The sequence below is a fragment of the Mesorhizobium ciceri biovar biserrulae genome (assembly GCF_001618845.1).
Classification (GTDB): Bacteria; Pseudomonadota; Alphaproteobacteria; order Rhizobiales; family Rhizobiaceae; genus Mesorhizobium; species Mesorhizobium ciceri.
Genome location: NZ_CP015064.1, coordinates 1,578,194 through 1,597,529, shown reverse-complemented (window position 1 = coordinate 1,597,529; position 19,336 = coordinate 1,578,194). Strand labels below are relative to the sequence as shown.

16 protein-coding genes are annotated in these 19,336 nt (G+C 63.6%); 11 read left to right on the top strand and 5 right to left on the bottom strand.

The genetic code is table 11. The features are described 5' to 3' along the window. Window positions 1–23: 23 nt before the first annotated feature. Both A4R29_RS07045 and A4R29_RS07040 read right to left on the bottom strand, forming a co-directional pair. Window positions 24–1,670 (bottom strand): acetolactate synthase large subunit, encoded by a 1,647-nt coding sequence (locus tag A4R29_RS07045; protein ID WP_063171568.1) that lies wholly within the window; start codon window positions 1,668–1,670, stop codon window positions 24–26. Between the two features lie 84 nt (window positions 1,671–1,754). Continuing rightward, complete coding sequence (locus A4R29_RS07040) at window positions 1,755–3,092, bottom strand: aromatic ring-hydroxylating oxygenase subunit alpha (protein ID WP_167355171.1); 1,338 nt, start codon at window positions 3,090–3,092, stop codon at window positions 1,755–1,757. 128 nt (window positions 3,093–3,220) lie between these two features. Here A4R29_RS07040 and A4R29_RS07035 point away from each other — a divergent pair, with 128 nt between their 5' ends. Further along, window positions 3,221–4,138 carry a LysR family transcriptional regulator gene (locus A4R29_RS07035; RefSeq protein ID WP_024502515.1) on the top strand — a complete coding sequence of 306 codons (918 nt, stop codon included), beginning with the start codon at window positions 3,221–3,223 and terminating at the stop codon, window positions 4,136–4,138. A 3-nt stretch (window positions 4,139–4,141) separates the two neighbouring features. On the opposite strand, the gene A4R29_RS07030 is transcribed toward A4R29_RS07035, so the two are convergent. Further along, a complete protein-coding gene (locus A4R29_RS07030; protein WP_063171566.1) occupies window positions 4,142–5,413 on the bottom strand; it encodes an NAD(P)/FAD-dependent oxidoreductase in 1,272 nt (423 codons plus the stop codon). Window positions 5,414–5,608: 195 nt separating this feature from the next. On the opposite strand from A4R29_RS07030, the gene A4R29_RS07025 reads away from it, so the two are divergent. The 7 genes from A4R29_RS07025 to A4R29_RS06990 all read left to right on the top strand — a co-directional run bounded on the left by A4R29_RS07025 (window position 5,609) and on the right by A4R29_RS06990 (window position 14,368). After that, window positions 5,609–6,601, top strand: a complete 993-nt coding sequence (locus A4R29_RS07025) for a dipeptidase (RefSeq protein ID WP_082827341.1) — start codon at window positions 5,609–5,611, stop codon at window positions 6,599–6,601. Between the two features lie 312 nt (window positions 6,602–6,913). Further along, a complete protein-coding gene (locus A4R29_RS07015; protein WP_063171564.1) occupies window positions 6,914–8,473 on the top strand; it encodes an ABC transporter substrate-binding protein in 1,560 nt (519 codons plus the stop codon). 52 nt (window positions 8,474–8,525) lie between these two features. Further along, a complete protein-coding gene (locus tag A4R29_RS07010; protein WP_063171563.1) occupies window positions 8,526–9,473 on the top strand; it encodes an ABC transporter permease in 948 nt (315 codons plus the stop codon). A 22-nt stretch (window positions 9,474–9,495) separates the two neighbouring features. After that, window positions 9,496–10,341 carry an ABC transporter permease gene (locus A4R29_RS07005; protein ID WP_082826413.1) on the top strand — a complete coding sequence of 282 codons (846 nt, stop codon included), beginning with the start codon at window positions 9,496–9,498 and terminating at the stop codon, window positions 10,339–10,341. Beyond that, entirely contained in the window at window positions 10,338–11,321 is a 984-nt protein-coding gene (locus A4R29_RS07000) for an ABC transporter ATP-binding protein (RefSeq protein WP_032809696.1), read from the top strand. The genes A4R29_RS07005 and A4R29_RS07000 overlap by 4 nt, the downstream gene beginning before the upstream one ends. Next, window positions 11,318–12,292, top strand: a complete 975-nt coding sequence (locus tag A4R29_RS06995; RefSeq protein WP_013533007.1) for an ABC transporter ATP-binding protein — start codon at window positions 11,318–11,320, stop codon at window positions 12,290–12,292. Before A4R29_RS07000 ends, A4R29_RS06995 begins: the two co-directional genes overlap by 4 nt. 48 nt (window positions 12,293–12,340) lie before the next feature. After that, the gene (locus A4R29_RS06990) at window positions 12,341–14,368 is read left to right on the top strand and encodes a CocE/NonD family hydrolase (RefSeq protein ID WP_063171562.1); all 2,028 of its coding nucleotides are present in this window, start codon (window positions 12,341–12,343) and stop codon (window positions 14,366–14,368) included. Between the two features lie 17 nt (window positions 14,369–14,385). On the opposite strand, the gene A4R29_RS06985 is transcribed toward A4R29_RS06990, so the two are convergent. Further along, window positions 14,386–15,288, bottom strand: a complete 903-nt coding sequence (locus A4R29_RS06985) for a LysR family transcriptional regulator (protein ID WP_063171561.1) — start codon at window positions 15,286–15,288, stop codon at window positions 14,386–14,388. Between the two features lie 102 nt (window positions 15,289–15,390). On the opposite strand from A4R29_RS06985, the gene A4R29_RS06980 reads away from it, so the two are divergent. The 3 genes from A4R29_RS06980 to A4R29_RS06970 all read left to right on the top strand — a co-directional run bounded on the left by A4R29_RS06980 (window position 15,391) and on the right by A4R29_RS06970 (window position 18,031). Continuing rightward, a complete protein-coding gene (locus A4R29_RS06980) occupies window positions 15,391–16,380 on the top strand; it encodes a zinc-dependent alcohol dehydrogenase family protein (protein ID WP_063171560.1) in 990 nt (329 codons plus the stop codon). 288 nt (window positions 16,381–16,668) lie between these two features. Next, window positions 16,669–16,971: a TFIIB-type zinc ribbon-containing protein gene (locus tag A4R29_RS06975; RefSeq protein ID WP_024502504.1), complete on the top strand. Its 303-nt coding sequence runs from the start codon at window positions 16,669–16,671 to the stop codon at window positions 16,969–16,971. A gap of 73 nt (window positions 16,972–17,044) precedes the next feature. Next, window positions 17,045–18,031, top strand: coding sequence for a Tim44 domain-containing protein (locus tag A4R29_RS06970; protein WP_063171559.1), 987 nt, complete (start codon window positions 17,045–17,047; stop codon window positions 18,029–18,031). Window positions 18,032–18,072: 41 nt separating this feature from the next. On the opposite strand, the gene A4R29_RS06965 is transcribed toward A4R29_RS06970, so the two are convergent. Beyond that, window positions 18,073–19,170: a lactonase family protein gene (locus A4R29_RS06965; protein WP_063167548.1), complete on the bottom strand. Its 1,098-nt coding sequence runs from the start codon at window positions 19,168–19,170 to the stop codon at window positions 18,073–18,075. Window positions 19,171–19,336 lie beyond the last annotated feature (166 nt).

The window sequence follows — 19,336 nt, the reverse complement described above, 5'->3', positions numbered from 1 at the left end:
TCCTGACGGCGGCTTTGCCGCCGTCAGGGCGTCTGCGGCGCCGGCAGCCGCTCGCGCAGTTCGTCGACGAGCACCCTGGTGTTTTCGGAATAGTCGATGGGCACGACGACGAGGTGCACGCCGCCGCCGGTGAAGGCCTGTTCCAGCGCCGGCCGCAAGTCGGCGATCTCCGTAACCCTAGTCCCCCTGGCGCCATAGGCCTCGGCATATCTGACGAAGTCGGGATTGCCGAAGGTCATGCCGAAATCCGGGAATTCGTCGACCGCCTGCTTCCAGCGGATCATGCCATAGGCATGGTCTTCGAGCAGCAGAACGACGAGGTTGAGCTTGAGCCTGACGGCGGTCTCCAGTTCCTGGCTGTTCATCATGAAGCCGCCATCGCCACAGATGGCCATGACACGGCGCCGCGGATAGAGCAGTGCCGCCATCATCGCCGACGGCAAGCCCGCGCCCATGGTGGCCAGCGCATTGTCGAGCAGGATCGTGTTTGCCATGCGGGTGCGGTAGTTGCGCGCGAACCAGATCTTGTACATGCCATTGTCGAGGGCGAGGATCCCGTCCGGCGGCATCACGGCGCGCACGTCATGCACGATGCGCTGCGGCGTGAAGCGATCTTCGGTGGCGCGCGCGGCGATGCGGCTCAGAATGCCTTCCCGCAGCGGCAGCAAGGCCTGTGCATTGGGGACCTTGCCCTCGATGCGGTCGGCCAGCAGCGCCAGCGAAGGACCGAGGTCGCCGACGATTTCGGCTTGCGGGAAATAGACCTGCTCGACATCGGCTGAATGATAGCCGACATGAATGACCTTCGGCCCCTTCGCCCCCATGATGAAGGGCGGCTTCTCTACCGTGTCGTGACCGACGGTGATGATCAGATCGGCCTGTTCGATGGCCTCGTGCACATAGTCGCGCTCCGAAAGGGCTGCCGTTCCCATATAGAGCTCCGTGCCGCCAGGCACGGTGCCCTTGCCCATCTGCGTGGTGAAATAGGGAATTTGCGTCCGCAGCACGAACTGGGCGACATCGGGAGTCACGCGCGGTCGCGACGCCGCCGCACCAAACATCAGCAGCGGACGCCTGGCTTCCGTGATCATACGGGCGGCGCGATCAAGCGCGCCCGGGCTGGCCAGCGGCAGTTCGACCGGATGCGTTGGCACGAGTGCTACCGGTTCACACTCGGCCGCCGCAATGTCTTCCGGCAATTCAAGATGTACGGGGCCGGGACGCTCTTCCTGGGCGACACGGAAAGCTTCGCGAACCAACGAGGGGATCATCTTCGGCGAGACGATCTGACGCGACAGCCTGGTCAGCGGCTTCATCGCCGCGACGATGTCGACGATCTGGAAGCGCGCCTGCCGGGATGACAGGATACCTTTCTGGCCGGTGATCATGATCATCGGCATCGCGCCGAGCAGCGCATAGGCCGAACCGGTCGAAAGGTTGAGCGCGCCCGGGCCAAGCGTGGTGATGCACACACCCGGCTTGCCGGTAAGCCTACCATAGGTGGCGGCCATGAAAGCGGCTGCCTGCTCGTGGCGGGTCAGGATCAGCTGGATCGAGGAGCGGCGGATGGATTCGACGATATCGAGATTTTCTTCGCCCGGAATGCCGAAAATCCGCTCGACCCCTTCGTTCTCGAGGGCCGCGACGAACAGATCCGAACCTTTGGTCATGACCACCTCTCCCGCAACATTCCGTCGGCCACCTTCATATGGCATCGGAACGCGACGCCTCAAAGAGGCATCTTCGGCTGCGGGTCAGAGGCGCGTGTTGCAGCTCGCCGCTTTCGGCGAGGCGAAAAGTTCCTTCGGCGCAGACCATTGGCTGAGCGGTGCGCCGCGCGTGCCGGTGATCAGCGAACGCAGTTCTGACAGATAGGTCTGCACGAAGAACGAGGTCTGGCTTTCCAGCGGCGTATAGGGACCCGGCCGGTAGGCGCGCGACATGATGCCGTCGGCATTGTCCTCGGTGATCTTCTTGTCCTGCACCGTGGTGACGTCCCACATCCAGCTGATCGCATCGGCGTCGATGTCGCCATCGGCGTCCTTGTCGACGAGCCAGGTCAGAATGACGTCGGTTTCCGTGGCGCTGCGCGGTATCATCTGGAACAGCGTGACATAATCGTTGGCAGCACTTGCAAACGACAGGCGTCCGAGGCGGAAGCCGCTTTCGCCACCATCATAGGCGTGACGGCCGCCCATCAGGCATGAGACCCCCTCACCTGTATTGGACAGCGTGTTGCGGCCGGATCCGATCGGCTTGCGGTGCATGGCAAACGGCATCGTGTCGAGGTCGCCAGCCTGCCACGCGCCCTTGTGGAACTCGGCATCGCCGATGACGCTGTGCCAGGCCTCGATTTCATTCTGCCACTCGACCGCCTTGTCGGCGTCGCGGGTCGCGGTCACTTTGACATGGCCGTTGACGCGGTAATATTCGGGGTGGGCCGGCCGGCAGTGATAGCATTCGAGGAAGTTCTCGAGCACCAGCTTCCAGTTCGCCTTGGTGAGATAGTTCTTGCGCGCGACGATGCGTGCGCGGTCAAGGCCGTTTTCGCGCAAGCCGCCGGTCAGCCCGTCCGCGACAGGCTGGATGTCGGGCAGCGAATTGGCATCGAGGCCGCAGAACACGAGGCCGCCGAAATGCTTGCAGGGCACGCGGTGCAGTCCCAGCGCTTCCGGATCGACGCTTTCCGGTAGATCCTGCCGTGACTGCAACTCGCCGGTCAGCCTGAACGACCAGGCATGGTAGGGGCAGACCAGAAGCTTGCCGCGACCATCCTTGGCGCAGAGCCGCGAGCCGCGATGGGTGCAGACATTGTAGTAGGCCGCGATGTCCTCCTCGCCGTCGTCGAAGCGCACGACGATGATCTCCTCGTCGAAAAGCTGGCGCACGATGTAGCGGCCCTTTTCTGGGACCTCGCTGGCATGGGCGACAAGCATCCATTGACGCGGAAACCACAAGTCCCGTTCCAGCGCGAAGATGGCAGGGGCCGCGTAGAAGGCCTGTTCCAGCGACCAGTCCGGACGTTGCCGGTCGATCAGCCTGACGGTCTCGCTTCTGTCGATAGGCTGGCTGTTCGATGTGTAGGCCTGCACGGCAAACACCTTTCTGCTCGCTGGCGTTCGAATGACGTTTCGATAGAGTGTGCGATGCGGAAAGGCTTGCAGCAAATACAGAAATGATAGACCTTCATATCGAAAAGGCATGAAAGCAGGTTTGGATCGTGAAAACCCTCAAGACATCGCTTCCCCTGCTGAACGCCATGGTCGTCTTCGAGGCTGCCGTCAGGCATGGCGGGCTGACGCTGGCCGCACAGGAGCTCAACATCGCACAATCGGCGGTCAGCAGGCATGTCGCCAATCTCGAGCGCCAGCTGTCGGTCGAGCTGTTCACGCGCAGAGGCAACCGCGTCGCCGTCACCGGGGCCGGCAACACGCTGGCCGAAGCGATCCGCGAGGGTCTCGGCACCATCAGGCAAGCGGTCGAGGATTTGACCGCGCACGACAGCGATACATTCGTGGTCGGCTGCAGCCACGACTTCGCGCAGGCATGGCTGATGCCGCGCTTCGGCCTCATCACATCGCAGGTTGCCGATGGCCGGGTGCTGCTGCAGACATCCACCGACTACAGGGATTTCGACCAGCCTGAAGTGGCATTGTCGATCCGTTTCGGCGAAGCCGGGCAATGGCCCGAATTCGTGACCGAAAAACTGCTCGAGGGTGAGTGGTTCCCGGTTTGCGCGCCGGCGTTCCTGGCGCGTTATCCGGCGCTCGCCTCGGAAGAGCCTGAGGCTTTCCTGGCAGTGCCGCTGCTGCATCAGGTGACGCCGCCGGGCGCGATCGACAGTTGGCAATCGTGGGTCGGAACCGACCGGAAACTCGACGGACCTCGGTTCACCGGCTACATGTCGATGATACACGAAACCATCGCCGGGCGCGGCGCGGCGCTCGCCTGGGCGGGATTTGCGGACGAGCATCTGCGCCGCGGCCAGCTCGTCCGGCTGACCAAGACCTCGCGGCGCCACGCCGGCTCCTTCCACATCGTCATGAGGAAGAACGCCGGCCCGGTTGTCAGGGCGGTGGCGCAGGCGCTGCTCGGCAGCGTCGGCGACAGCTTGCAGGCAAGCGCCGGGGGCAGCTGACGATCAGGCCTCGCGACCAAACCGCGACGCCTCGTGACGCGCGCCCCAGGCCGGCATGGCGGCCTCGATCTCGGCTTCCGACTTGAAGGCGTTGGAGGCGTAGCGATCGACACGGAACCGCTCGACGGAAACGAACGGGGTCTGCCCGAGAACCAGTTCGCAAGAGAGCCGGCCAAGACCCGGTCCATGGGTGACGCCGCTCTCATTGTCGCCACCGACGACCACGATATTGTCGCTGCCGGGGACTTTGCCGACGATAAGGTTGTTGTCGGGCGTGTAGCACGGCACGCCTTGCGCCCAGCTCGCGATCGTCGAACCGCGCAGCGGCGGGAACACCGTCTGCAACTCGGCAAGCTCCTGCTCGGAGGTTTCCTGCATCAGCCCGATATTGTGCGGCTGGCCGGGTTCGATTTCGCTGTCGTTCGTCTTGTAGAGAGGTTTGTAGTGCCGGCCGGTTCCCCACATGACGGCGCCGAATGTCTCGCGCAGCCACAGCCGCAATTCGCGGCATTGGACGGTGGGAATGGTCGATGGCAGCCCACGGTCGTCGGTGACTATGCGCGTTGCAACGACGCGCAGCAGCGGCAACTGCCAGCCAAGGCCTGACAGGACCTGGTTGTTCCAGGCGCCGGCGGCAACAATCACGCCATCAGCCTCAAGGCCGCCCTGGTCGGTCTCGATCGTCACCCGGTCGCCGGCATCATGGACGGCAGTCACGCGTGTGTTGCTGCGGAAGACGCCGCCGAGCTCGCTGATCTGGCCGGTCAGCACCCCCATCGCCAGCTTGGTGTCGAGCTGGATGCCGTGCGGATTGTAGGCCGCCGAATGGACCCGGGCCGGATCGATGAGGCCCTGCATCTTCTGCCCGATCTGCACGGCATCCAGGTCCTGCATTTCCGGCGGCGCATAGGGAGAATCCAGCACCGGGCGGACGAAGCGTTCGCGCCCGTCCTCGGTCAGCGCCATGATCAAGGTGCCGTTCGGCCGATAACCAATCTCGGCGCCGACCTCGTGCAGCCTGCGATAGAAATCGAGGCCATATTGCTGCAACTGAAAGCCCTCTTCACCGAGCGGGATCATGCCGGCGGACCAATGGGAGACGAAGCCAGCACCGGCGCTTGTGGTTGCGGCACCCGGCTGGCCGGCATCGATGACCGTCACCCGGCGCACGCCGGACCGCAGCAGATGGAAAGCCGCGCTGCAGCCGATGATGCCGCCGCCAATCACCGCGATATGCCTGCTATCGCTGCCGCCATGGCTTCCGTTTGAACTCATCTTTGTTCTCCCTTTTGCCGATGTTCCGGTCGGAGCGACATACAGCGACGGCGACCATACAGGCTCGTCCCGGACTGTCTAGACACATGTGTCTGTGGCCTGATACTTGATGCGCACTGCATCTGGATCACACGTCCGGAACGCCGCTTGATCCGGCTTTCCGTTGTGTTGTGTCGCCGAGAGAGCGAGGAAAAAGTGAGCGTTTCGACAGCCGCCCAGGCCATTTTCGACAGTGAAATCATATGGGACGCGCATTCCGGCTTCATGCCGGACCCGGCGGCGGACCTGAACAATCTGCAGATCTGGCGCGACGCCGGCATCGACTATCTGTCGATCGATGTCGGCTTCGACCTGTTGCCCTGGGAGCAGACCGTGCGGACGCTCGCAAATTTCCGCCACTGGATCCTTGCCAATCCCGAGCACTACACGCTGGTCTCCTCCGTCGAGGAAATCCGCAAGGCCAAGCTTGAAGGCAAACTGGCGATCACCTTCGACATCGAGGGCATGAACGCGCTCGACGGCCGTATCGAGATGGTGGAGTTCTATCACCATCTGGGCGTCCGCCAGATCCTGTTTGCGTACAACAGGAACAATCTGGCCGGCGGCGGTTGCCACGATGTCGAGACCAGCCTGACGGCGTTCGGCCTCGAGGTCATCGACGAGATGAACCGTCTCGGCATGTTCGTCGACGTCACCCACACCGGCTATCGCACCTCGATGGAGGTGATGGAATACTCCAACCGGCCGGTCATCTTCTCGCACTCCAACGCCAAGGCCTTGTGCGGCCATGGCCGCAATATCACCGACGAGCAGATCAAGGCCTGCGCGCGCACCGGCGGCATCGTCGCGATCGTCGGGCTCAATCGTTTCCTGGGAGAGGGACGCACGGACTCGGACAGGTTGGCTGACCACATCGAATATCTCGTCGACCTGGCTGGCCCAAATCATGTCGGCATCGGACTGGACTACGCCTTTCCGGTTGATGTCAAAGGCATCGACCGCATCATTTCCGACAATCCGCAATTCTGGCCCAAGAGCGAATATCCGGAGGGGGCGACGACCTACGCGGCTCCAGGTCAGATGCGCGAACTGACCGAGGTTCTTCTGCGCCGCGGCCAGTCCGAGCAGACCGTGCGCGATGTCTTGGGCGGCAATTTCATGCGCCTGGCGGCTGAAATCTGGAAGTGAGCGGCGGCGGAGAGACCTATCTCCGCTACAGCTCTTGATCCAGGCCCCACCGAATGGCGGGCCAGGCCATATCGTCTGCGCGATCACATTCCGCCCGCGACTTGCCCAAGTCGACGCGCCGGCGGCGGTCGGAACAGATGTCGAGATTTTCCGCAAGATCGTCGGTATCCAAGATTCGGACGTGCCGGCAAAATTTTCGCTAGACATAGATGTCTATTATTAGCAGTTTTAGCGGACCGACACATTCGGCCCGGCTTGGAGAATGGCCTGCGGCCTGAAAACAAGACAACGAAAACAGCTGAGGGGTAGAGCATGTCCATTCTAGCCGACACCAGGGTTTCGCGCCGCAGCCTGCTCGCCGGAGCCGGCGCTTTCGGCCTTGCCTCAATGGTCAATCCAAAAGTTTCCTGGTCGAGCGACGGGCCGATCCTCAAGGTGCGATCCTACGCCGACATCCAGACGCTCGACCCTTGCTTCCGGCTGGCGGCGCCTGAAGGCGACATCACCAGCGTCATCTTCGCCGGCCTCGTCGTCACCACGCCTGGCGACAGCTGGGGCTGGCGGCCGATGGCGGCGGAAACGATCAAGCAGCTCGATCCGCTGACCGTCGCCTTCCAGCTGCGCGACAATATCGGCTTCACCGATGGCTACGGCCAGATGACGGCCGAAGACGTCAAGTTTTCGATCGAACGCATCGCCGACCCAGCCAACAAGAGCCCCTATTCCGGCGACTGGGCAACGCTCAAGGAAGTCGAGGTCAAGGACAAGCTTTCGGGGCTGATCCACCTGAAACAAGCCTTCGCGCCGCTGTGGACGTCGACCTTGCCGACGCCGTCCGGCACCATCCTGTCAAAGCGCGCCATCACCGAGCTCGGTGGCAAGATGGGCGTCAAGCCAGTGGCTCAGTCAGGCCCCTACATCCTGAAGGAATGGCTGCCCAAGCAGCGCACGGTGCTGGTCCGCAATCCCGACTGGAAGTACGAGCAAGGTGCCTTCGCGGAAATCCACATTCATCCGATCGAGGACGAGAAGACCGCCGAACTCGGCTATGAGGCCGGCGACCTCGACTACACCTGGACCGCGGTCTCCTCGATCTCGCGCCTGAAGCAGACGCCGCCGCCGAAGACGACCGTGGTGGAGAAGCCTTCGCTGGCCTTTGTCTGGCTCGGCATGAACCAGGATGTCGCTCCCTTCAGCAATCCCAACATGCGCCGCGCGGTTCAGTACGCCGTGGACCGCAAGGCGGTGGTCGATGCTGCCTATTTCGGCGCCGCCGCAACCGCCACCGGCATCATCGCGCCCGGCTTGCCCGGCCATCGCGAGAAGAACCTTTTCGATTTCGACCCAGACCGCGCCCGCGACATGATCACCAAGGAAGGATTGGCCGGCACGACGATCACGCTCGACATCCTCAACAAGACCGAGCGGCTGACCGCGGCGCAGGTCGTGCAGTCGAACCTGCAGGATGTCGGCCTCAATGTGGAGATCAAGCAGAACGACAGCGGCACCTTCTGGACGCTTGGCGCCAAGGAAGGCGACTACTGGAAGAAGCTGCAGATGATCATCAGCCGCTTCTCCATGCAGCCGGATCCGAGCTGGGCGACTGCCTGGTTCACCCGCGACCAGATCGGCGTCTGGAACTGGGAGCGGTTTTCCAGCGAGGAATTCGACAAGCTCAATGCCGAAGGCATGGTCGAGCTCGACCCGGCGAAACGCGATGTCATCTACAAGAAGCTGCAGGACCTGATGGAGGAGAACGGCAACTACGTTTTCCTGACGCATGAGGTCACCGGCATCATGAATCGAGACACGCTTGTGGCCGGCCTGAAGCCGAACGGCGAACCCGTGTTCACCGACTTCAAACCGGCATGATGTCGGCGGGCGGGGCTCGCCCCCACCAAAGACCGTCCGACAGGTACCGAAAATGATCCGCTACGCCCTCAAGCGTCTGTGGCTTGGCGCCATCATCATCAGCGTCGCTATGATGATGATGTTCGCCATGGTCTACCTCATTCCCGGCGACCCGGCCTCCGTCGCGCTGGGGCCACGCGCGACGCCGGAGATGATGGAGGCGCTGCGCGTACGCATGGGCCTCGACCAGCCGGTGTGGCGGCAGTTCCTGCACTTCTACGGATCGGTCCTGCGCGGTGACCTGGGCACCGAGGTTCTGTCGAACCGGCCGGTGCTGGACGTGGTGATCGAGCAGCTTCCGTTCACGCTGGCGCTGGTGGTCGGCGGCATCACCTGGTCGGTGGCGCTTGGCATCCCGCTTGGCTGTATCGCCGCGGTGCGCCGAGGCGGCTTTGTCGATCAGGTGATCGGGGTTCTTTCGGTGGCGATGATCGCGGTGCCGTCCTTCGTCGTCGCCATCTATTCGCTGCTGGTGTTCGCGGTCGCACTGCAATGGCTGCCGGCGATCGGCGCCGGCGAACCGGGCGACCTCGCCAGCCGGCTCCAGCACCTCATCCTGCCGTCGCTGGCGGTCGGGCTTGGCTGGATCGGCTACATCTCGCGCATGGTGCGCGCCTCGATGCTGGAGACGCTGGAGGCCAGCCATATCCGCACGGCGCGCGCCTTCGGCCTGACAGAGCACCGGATCGTCTACACCTACGCGCTGCGCATTGCCGTGCTGCCAACGATCACCCTGCTCGGCGTCGGCATCGGCCACATGCTGTCGTCTTCCGTTTTCGCCGAAATCGTCTTCGCCCGCCCCGGCATCGGCAAGCTGGTCTATGAGGCGATCTCGGTGCGCAACTACCCCATCGTCTCCGGAGCCGTGCTGGTCACCACGGTCTTCTTCGTCCTCGTCAACGTAGCGGCCGACATTCTGGTCGGTGTATTGGATCCCCGTGTCAGATCAAGTTTCAACTGAGCTGTCTTCCGGCGGCAGCCGGTTGTCCGGATTGTGGCGCACCGTGCGCGGCATCATGCGCGAGCCGCTCGGCGCCGTCGGCCTGACGCTGGTGACGCTGGTGGTGCTGTCGGCGGTGTTTGCCAGCGCGCTGACCAGCTATGCGCCGAGCAAGATATCGCCGGCCGAACGCTTCGCTTCGCCGAGCCTGCTGCATCTGCTCGGCACCGACCACCTCGGCCGTGATCTTCTGACCCGGGTGCTCTATGGCGGGCGCGTCGCGCTCTTGATCGCGCTGGGCGCGACAGCGGTGTCGCTGGTCGTCGGCGTGGTGCTCGGGCTGATCGCCGGCTATGGGCCGCGCTGGCTCGACAATGTGCTGCTGCTGATCTTCGACGCCGTGAAGAGCTTTCCCACCGTCATGCTGGCGCTGACGCTGGTCACCCTGTTCGGCCCCTCGCTCTATGCGGTGGTGCTGGTGGTGATGCTGGTCAATGTGCCGGGCTATGCCCGCATCATCAGGACGCAGACGCTGGTGCTGAAGTCGGCCGAACATGTCATGGCGGCGCGCTCGATGGGCGCCAGTGCCGGCCGTATCCTGCGCGTTCATATCCTGCCGAACATCATCGGCCCGATCCTGATCCTGATATCGATGGACATTCCCGTGGTGGTGGCGATCGAGGCCGGCATGAGCTTCCTCGGGCTCGGCGTGCGGCCGCCAACGCCGAGCTGGGGCGCGATCCTCAATGACGGCTTTGCCAACATCCGCGATTCCTACTGGATCGTGATTGCCGGCGGCCTGCCCATCGTGCTGACCACACTCGGCTTCACCTTCTTCGGCGAGACGCTGCGCGACCTCTTCGATCCCCGGCTGAAGGGGCGGTCATGACGGTTCTCGCGATCAAGGATCTGAGCGTCGCCTTCCACACCGAGAGTGGGCGACTGGAGGCGCTGAAGCAGGTGAGTTTTTCCGTGCCGGCCAACCGCAGCGTTGGCGTGGTCGGCGAATCCGGCTGCGGGAAGTCGACGCTCATCAACGCCATTCTCGGCCTGCTCGCCGACAATGGCGAGATATTATCGGGCGAGATCATCTTCGAGGGCGACAAGAACCTTGCCCGGCTCGACCCCACCGCGATGCGCGGCCTGCGCGGGCAAAGGATCGCCACCGTTTTCCAGGACCCGATGGGTGCGCTCAACCCGGTGCTGTCGGTGGGGCGGCAGATGCGCGACATCCAGTATCGCTCGGGTCTGTCGAAGCGGGACAAGGATGCGCGCTCGGTCGCCATGCTGCGCAAGGTTCGCATTCCCGATCCGGAAAGCCGGCTGACGCAGTTTCCGCACGAATTCTCCGGCGGCATGAAGCAGCGCATCGCCATCGCCATGGCGCTGATGATGGAGCCAGCGCTGCTGATCGCCGACGAGCCGACCACGGCGCTCGATGCGACGCTGGAGGTGGCCACCATCGAACTGCTCAAGGATCTGCAGCGCGACATCGGCTGCTCGGTGCTGTTCATCTCGCATCATCTGGGCGTGATCGCCGAACTCTGCGACGAGATGATCGTGATGTATGCCGGCGAGGTGGTGGAAAGCGGCACGACCCGCGAGATCTTCCACGACGCCCGCCATCCCTACACGCAGAAGCTGCTGGCCTGCGATCCCGCCCGGCTGTCGCAGCGTGTGTCCCGGCTGCCGACGATTGCCGGGACCTTGCCGGACCTGCGCCGCCGACCAAGCGGCTGCGTCTTCCAGCCGCGCTGCGATCGCGCCGACGCCCAATGCCTGACGACGCCTCCCAGCGCCCCTGTCGGCGGATCTCATATCGCCCATTGCTGGCACTCGGACGTTCCACTGGGGGCCATGAGCGCATGAACGAAGACCTGCTCCGTGTCAGCGACCTGCGCGTCTCGTTCCGGGTTGGCGGCCTGTCCGCCAGGCTCGCGGGGCGGGCCACCGAAATCGAAGCGGTCTCCGGCGTCAGCTTCACGCTTCAACGAGGCAGCACCTTCGCGCTGGTCGGCGAATCCGGCTCGGGCAAGACGACGCTGGCGCGCACCCTCAACGGTCTTCAGCCGGTGAAAGCAGGCACGATCGTGTTCGAAGGACAGGAACTGCAAGGCCTGTCCAACGCCGCGATGAAACCGGTGCGGCGGCGCATGCCGATGATGTTCCAGGATCCGGTCGGATCGCTGTCGCCGCGGCTCAGCGTGCGCTCGCTGCTGTCGGAGCCTTTCGTCATCCACGGTTTGTCGGATCGCGATCTCAACGCTGAAGTCACACGGCTTCTTGCGCTGGTCGGGCTGCCGCGCGATTTCGCCGACCGCTACCCGCACCAGCTATCCGGCGGCCAGGCGCGCCGCGTCGGCGTAGCGCGGGCGATTGCGCTGGACCCGGTGCTGGTCGTCGCCGACGAGCCGACCGCCGGCCTCGACGTCTCCGTGCAGGGAGAGGTGCTGAACCTGCTCAACGACCTGCGCGACCGCATGGGCCTGTCGATGCTGATCATCACCCACAACCTGCATGTCGTGCGCCAGATCGCCGACCGCATGGCGGTGATGTATCTCGGGCGCTTCGTCGAGCAGGGCGAAACCGAAGCGATCTTCCGCGCCCCGCATCATCCCTATACGGCGGCCCTTCTCTCCGCCAATCCCGAGCCTGATCCCGACAGGGTGCATCAGCGCATCACGCTGCCGGCTGACGTTCCGTCCTTGCTGGCGCGCCCCTCAGGCTGCGAGTTTCACACACGCTGCCCGCAGGCCGAGGGCCGTTGCGCGCTGGATGTCCCCGTCCCGGCCTCGGTCGGCGACAGCCGTCTGACCTGCCATTTCCCGCTGAACACATAAGGATCGCCACCGGCGCAAGTGTCGGCCGGGGCGTTGAGAGGAGCCGCCATGCAAGATATCCGCGTCGTCACCGATTTCCCGCGCAAAAGCCGCGAGATCGAGAATTTGTGGATTCCGATGCCGGATGGCGTCAAGCTGGCGGCGCGTGTCTGGCTGCCGGAAGACGCGGAGAGCGATCCCGTGCCGGCGATCCTCGAATATTTGCCCTATCGCAAGCGTGACGGAACGGTGGAGCGCGATGCGCTGACGCATCCCTATTTCGCCGGTCACGGCTATGCCGGCGTGCGGGTCGACATGCGCGGCTCGGGCGACAGCGAAGGACTGTGCAAGGGTGAGTATCTGAAGCAGGAGCAGGATGACTGCCTGGTGGTCATCGAATGGCTGGCGAGGCAATCCTGGTGCTCGGGAAGCGTCGGCATGATCGGCATCAGCTGGGGCGGCTTCAACGGGCTGCAGGTCGCGGCCCGCCGGCCGCCGGCGCTGAAAGCCGTCGTTTCGCTGTGCTCGACCGACGACCGCTATAACGACGACGTGCATTATCTCGGCGGCGCGATGATGTGCGACAATCTGATGTGGGGAACCACCGCCTGGGCCATCGCCATGACCCCGCCCGACCCGCTCATTGTCGGCGACCGCTGGCGCGATCTTTGGAAACAACGGCTGAATGGCAATGGCATCTGGATGCAGGACTGGTTTGAACACCAGCGCCGCGACGATTTCTACAAGCACGGTTCGATCTGCGAGGATTATTCCAATGTCGAAATCCCGGTCTACGCCGTCGGCGGCTGGGCCGACGGTTACCCCAATCCGATCTTCCGGATGCTGGAAAAGCTAAGCGGTCCCCGCAAAGGGCTGATTGGACCCTGGGGCCATAAATATCCGCACTTCGCCATGCCAGGACCGCGCATCGGCTTCCTGCAGGAGTGCCTGCGCTGGTGGGACCAATATCTCAAGGGCATAAACACCGGCATTGCCGACGAGCCGATGCTGCGCGCCTGGATTCAAGATCCCGCACGGCCGGCGGCGATCTATGACGAGCGGCCCGGCCGCTGGGTCGCCGAGCCGGCTTGGCCGGGGCCGGGGGTCGGCGAAAAGGTGCTGAACCTTGCGCCGCATGTGCTGAGCGAGGCCAGGGGCGAAGACACGATCCTGGAGATTTCATCGCCGCAGACGGCCGGCCTGTCTTCCGGCGCCTGGTGCGGTTATGGCGTCATGCCGACCTTGCCGGTCGACCAACGCACGGAAGAAGGCAATGCCCTGATCTTCGAGACGGCGCCGTTGACCGAAGCGGTCGAGATCCTTGGTTTCCCGGAATTCGAGGTCAAGCTCTCCTCCGACAAGCCGGTTGCGCTTCTGTCCGCCACGCTGTCGCAAGTGTTCCCGGAAGGTGCTGCCTCGCGCGTCAGCTACGGCATCCTCAATCTGAGCCATCGCAACGATGATCTGGACATCGCACCCATGGTGCCGGGCCGGGCGGAGACCGTCCGCATCAAGCTGCGCTGCTGCGGGCAGCGTTTCGAGGTTGGCGAGCGTATCCGGCTGGCACTGGCGACATCGCATTGGCCGATCGTCTTTCCGACCGCCGAGCAGGCGACGCTGTCGATCCATTGCGGCGATAGCCGGCTGATCCTGCCGGTGCGCGCGCCGCAGAAGCTGGACGACACGCTGGGGGCCTTCCTGGCTCCGGAAAGCGCCGCGCCGATGGAGCAGGAGGTTCTGACCAAAGGGGACGGCTTTCAGCGCTCGGTTTCGACAGACCAGGTCACTGGCGAGACCGTCTACCAAGTCGTCAATGATGGCGGCACGGTGCGGCATCCGCATACGGGAATCGTCCTTTCAGCGAAGCATGTCGACCGGTTCTCCATTCACCCCGACGACCCGACCTCGGCGGTCGGCACCTGCACCTGGGAAAAATCCTATGGCCGCGGCGACTGGCAGGCGCGCCTTTCAGTGACGGCGACGGTGCGCGCGCTGCGCGACGCCTGGCGGATCGAGACCCACATCACTGCCCATGACGGAGACGAGCGGATCGTCGACCGCAGCGAGGTCAAGGAGTATCGGCGCGATCTCAACTGAGCGGCGGCGATTGGCAATCAGGCCATCGATTTCGGCAAGGCGACGGCCAGCGCATCGACGGCCAGCCGCACCTTCAACGGCAGATGCGGTGTCTGCAGCCAAAGCGCGTGGCAGTCGTAGAGATATCGCGGCTGGTCCGGCAACAGCGCCATCAGCGCGCCGGCCTGAATGCGGTCGCGTACCAGCCACCAGGGCAGCCAGGCCAGCCCCATGCCGTCGGCGGCCGCGTCAGCGATGGCATCGAGATCGTCGAGCCGCAGCCGTCCGGTTGGCGTGATCTCGAGCGTGGGTTGCCCCTCGCGCACAAACAACCACGGCTGAACGACCTGGCCGAGCCGGCGGTAGACAATCGCCTGATGGTCGGCGAGATCCTCGATCCGCTGCGGCTCGCCATGAATTCTGAGATAAGAGGGTGCCGCGCAGACGACCATGCCCTGACGCGCGACGCGACGCGCAATCACCCCCACCTTGTCGTCAAGAGTGCCGGTGCGGATTGCGAGATCGTAGCCGTCCTCGGCAAGATCCGCGAAGCGGTCGGTGAGCGACAGGTCGAGTTCCAGCATCGGATATTGATGGGCCAGCTTCAGCAACACGGGGGTCACGCAATGGCGCCCGAAATGCGCCGGCATGGTGACCCGCAGTTTTCCACGTGGCTCCGAAAACTGTTCGGCGGCGAGCGCATCGGCGGCTTCGGCCTCGGCGAGCACCACCCGACAGCGTTCATAGTAAGCGCGGCCGAAGTCGGTCAGGCTCTGCCGTCGCGTGGTCCGGTTGAGCAGCCGCACGCCCAGCCGCTCCTCGATAAACCGGACATGCTTGCCGACCATCGGTCCGGAGAGGTCGAGCGCGACCGCCGCGGCCGCGAACGAGCCGAGATCGACCGCCTTGACGAACACGGCCATGCTCTCAAGCCGATCCATATTCGGAACTCCTGGTTTCTACTGTTCTTCTCTTACAGCCATTTATCCCTGGCAAGACCGGCTGCATAGCTCATTCGGTTCTGATGATTTGGAGTATCCCGAATGACACGCGTAGTTCGCTTTCACCAGCATGGTGGCCCCGAGGTTCTGCGCATCGAGGATGTCGCGCTTTCCCCACCGGGTTCGGGCGAAGTTCAAATCCGGGTCAAGGCACTCGGCCTCAATCGCGCCGAAGCGCTGCTGCGCGCGGCTTCCTATATCGAGACGCCGACGCTCCCCTCGGGGCTTGGCCTCGAGGCAGCGGGCGTCATCGAGGCTATTGGCGACGGTGTGAGGGATTTCGCGCCGGGCGACAGCGTCAGTGTTATCCCGCCGCAATCGATGATCCGCTGGCCGGCCTATGGCGAGTTTGCCACCTACCCCGCCGGACTTGTCGTCAAGCATCCGCCGTCGCTCGACTGGCAGACGGCAGCGGCCGTCTGGATGCAGTATCTCACCGCCTATGGCGCGCTGATCGATATCGCCGGGCTGCACAGCGGAGACCACGTGGTGATCACCGCAGCCTCGAGCAGCGTCGGGCTTGCGGCAATCCAGATCGCCAACAGGGTCGGTGCAACAGCGATTGCGGTGACGCGGACATCGGCGAAGAGGCAGGCCCTGCTCGACGCCGGCGCGGCTGAAGTCGTCACCTTGGCCGAGGAGGATTTGGCGGCACGGCTGAATGAGATCGCAGGGCCTGAAGGCGTGCGCGTCGTGTTCGATGCGGTCGGCGGCCCGATCTTCGAGCCACTCACAGCGGCCATGTCGCGTGGCGGCATCCTCATCGAATATGGCGGTCTCAGCCGCGAGCCGACGCCATTCCCGCTGCCAGCGGTGCTGAGCAAAACGCTGACACTGCGCGGCTACCTCGTCCACGAGATCACCGGCAACCCTGTGAAACTCGAGGCCGCCAAGGCGTTTATCGTCGAAGGTCTGGAGGACGGGACGCTGAGGCCGATCATCGACAGGACCTTCGCGTTCGACCAAATCGTCGAGGCGCATCGCTATCTGGAATCGAACGAGCAGTTCGGCAAGATCGTAGTGACGATCTGAGATCGTAGTGACGATCTGAGATCGTAGTGACGATCTGAGATCGTGGTGACGATCTGAGATCGTGGTGACGATTTGAATCGTGGTGACTGCCTGAGCAACGGTGGCGAACAAATCATTCTTGCAGGGCAATATCGGCCTTGAAGCCGCGGCTTTGCATCCCTAACTGTTCGGTGCGGGCCGGGCCCCTCTGACTGTCGCTTTTGGCGATTGTGATGTCGGACCGCTTTAACGGGCCCGTTTCCATTCTTTCGGTCAAGCGGGCTCATTCCTTTCGGTTTGGAGCCCCGTATGACATCTACTTCCCTCCTCGGTATGGTTTGCCCCTCCTGCCGCGTCGCGCTCGTGATGAGCGAACGCCAGGGTATCGAAATCGACTACTGTCCGCAGTGCCGCGGCGTCTGGCTTGATCGAGGAGAACTCGACAAGATCATCGAGCGTTCCGGCAGGGAAGCGGCGCCCGCGCCGCAGCCACAGCCGGCAGCATTCTCCCAGCCACAACATGGCCAGAGCCGCGATGACGATTATTCCCGCTCGCACGGTCACCGCTATCCGAAGCGGAAGAAATCATTCTTCGAAGAGTTGTTCGACTGACCGCATGACGCCCGACATCCAGGCCGGCGCTTGCTGAAACTTCCGAAACCACATCGACAAAGGTTCATCTCCGATGATTTCCCGCACCAGCCGATTTGCAGCCCTCTTTGCAGGACTGTTCCTTGCATTCTCCATGGTTGCGATGGACCATGCCGAGGCCCGTCGTGGCGGCAGTTTCGGCAGTCGTGGCATGCGTACGTTCCAATCGGCACCGCCGACCAGGACGGCCCCAGCACCGGCCGCTCCGGTCGAGCGGTCGATGACGCCCAACACCGGTGTGAACAACGCGGCCCGGCAGCCGCAGGCCGGCCTGCAGAGGCCCGGCTTCATGAGCGGTTTCGGTGGAACGATGATGCGCGGCCTGTTGCTCGGCGGCCTGTTCGGCCTGCTTTTGGGTCAGGGCTTCGGCGGCCTGGCCGGCATGTTCGGTTTCCTGCTTCAGGCCTTGCTGATCGGTGGCGCGATCATGCTGGCCATCAGGTTCTTCCGCTCGCAATCCGCGCGCGGCCCCGCGCCGGCGCTCGCAGGTGCCGGCAATGCCCAGGCTTCGCGATTTGAGAACCGCTCAACGGCAGGGCAGCAGACTGCAGGCTCCTTCACAATTCCCGGTTTCGGCGGCGGTTCAGGTGGAGGCTCTCCGGCCGCCGCCTCCGAGGAGATCACGCTGGCCCAGACGGATCTCGACGCATTCCAGCAGCTGCTGACCGATGTCCAGGAAGCATTCGGGCGCGAAGACCATGCCGCTCTGCGCCGGGCGGTTACACCCGAAATGGTATCCTATCTGTCGGAAGAGTTGGCCGACAATGCCCAGAAAGGTCTCAGGAACGAGGTGACTGATATCACCTTGCTGCAGGCCGACATCGCGGAAAGCTGGCGCGAGGATGAGCGCGACTACGCCACGGCCGCCTTGCGCTACGAATCTCGTGACGTGACGCGCGAACGGGCCAGCGGCAAAATCGTCGCGGGCGACGATGATCATCCGACAGAGACGACCGAGCTGTGGACTTTCGTGCGTGAGAATGGATCGAACTGGAAGCTCTCGGCAATACAACAGGCTTGAGCCTCGGGCGATTTTTTCCGAGGCTTCGCAGTTGTGGGCGTTCAGCGCACGATCTTGACGCACATCGGCGTGCCGATCTCGATGGCGCGCCCGGTGTCGGTCAGTATGCCGCTGTCGGCGTCGCGGGCGAAGATCGAAATGCGGTCGCCATTCTGGTTGGCGGAAAACAGATGGCCGCCTGACGGCGTCAGCGCCAGGTTACGCGGGGTCGCGCCGCCGCAAGGGATATAGCTGACGAGGCTGAGCGACCCTGTCTGCTGGTCGACCGCCATGATGACGACGCTGTCATGGCCGCGGTTGGAGCCGTAGACAAAACGGCCATCCGGTGAGATCTGGATATCGGCGCAGTGGTTGCTGTCGCGTGCCTCGGCCGGCACCGCCGGCTTTGCGTCGATGATCGAGAGCTTGCCGGTGGCTTCGTCCAGCGCCATCGACACGATGGTCGAATCCAGTTCGTTCATGACGAAGACGAAGCGTCCGTTCGGATGCAGTGCGAGGTGGCGTGGACCGGCGCCGGATGGCAAAGCGGATTCGGTTAGCTTGGCCAGATTGCCCTCGCGCTCGATCCGGTAAGACACCAGCCGGTCGATGCCGAGGTCGGCGACGATGGCTGTTCCCCCGCCGATGGTTTCGGTGACGCTGTGCGCATGCGAGCGTTCCTGCCGCGCCACATTCGGGCCGCTGCCCTCATGCGAAACGCTGGCAAGCGGCGCCGACAAGGCGCCGTTCTCTTCGAAGCCATAGACAGCCACCGCGCGATCCGGGCCGCCCTCGCCCATGCCGTAATTGGCGACCAGCAGTTTTGTCCCGTCGCGGGTGATGGTGTTGTGGGCGGCTATGCTGCCGAGCGACGGTTGCTTGTTCAGATAAATGAGCGTCCCCGAAGCTCGATCGAAGCTGTAAGCTGAGACGGTGCCCTCGCGCCAGGTGAACACTTCCGAGTTGGCGTAGATCCGCGAGCCGTCCGGTGTCACCGAGAGGAAGGTCGGATTGTCGACGTCGTTGGTCTCGGCCAGTTTTCGTGTTTCCAGCGTCGTCTCGTCAAAGCTGTAGACGCTGAGGCCGACGCCCCGAGCGCCCTGAAAATACGGCGCCTCGCGGTTCAGGCTGCCGACAAAGACCAGACAATTCTCGCGCATGATTTCCTCCCCTACCCGCCTGCGCTTTGGCGCGCGGGAGCAGCCAAAATTTCGCCTGTTCACGCTTGCAACGCAACCCCATATGTGAAAATACTATTTACAAAAGAAGATTGATGGGAGGAGACGTCTTGCATTTCGACGCCTTGATGCGTTTTCCGATAGCTGT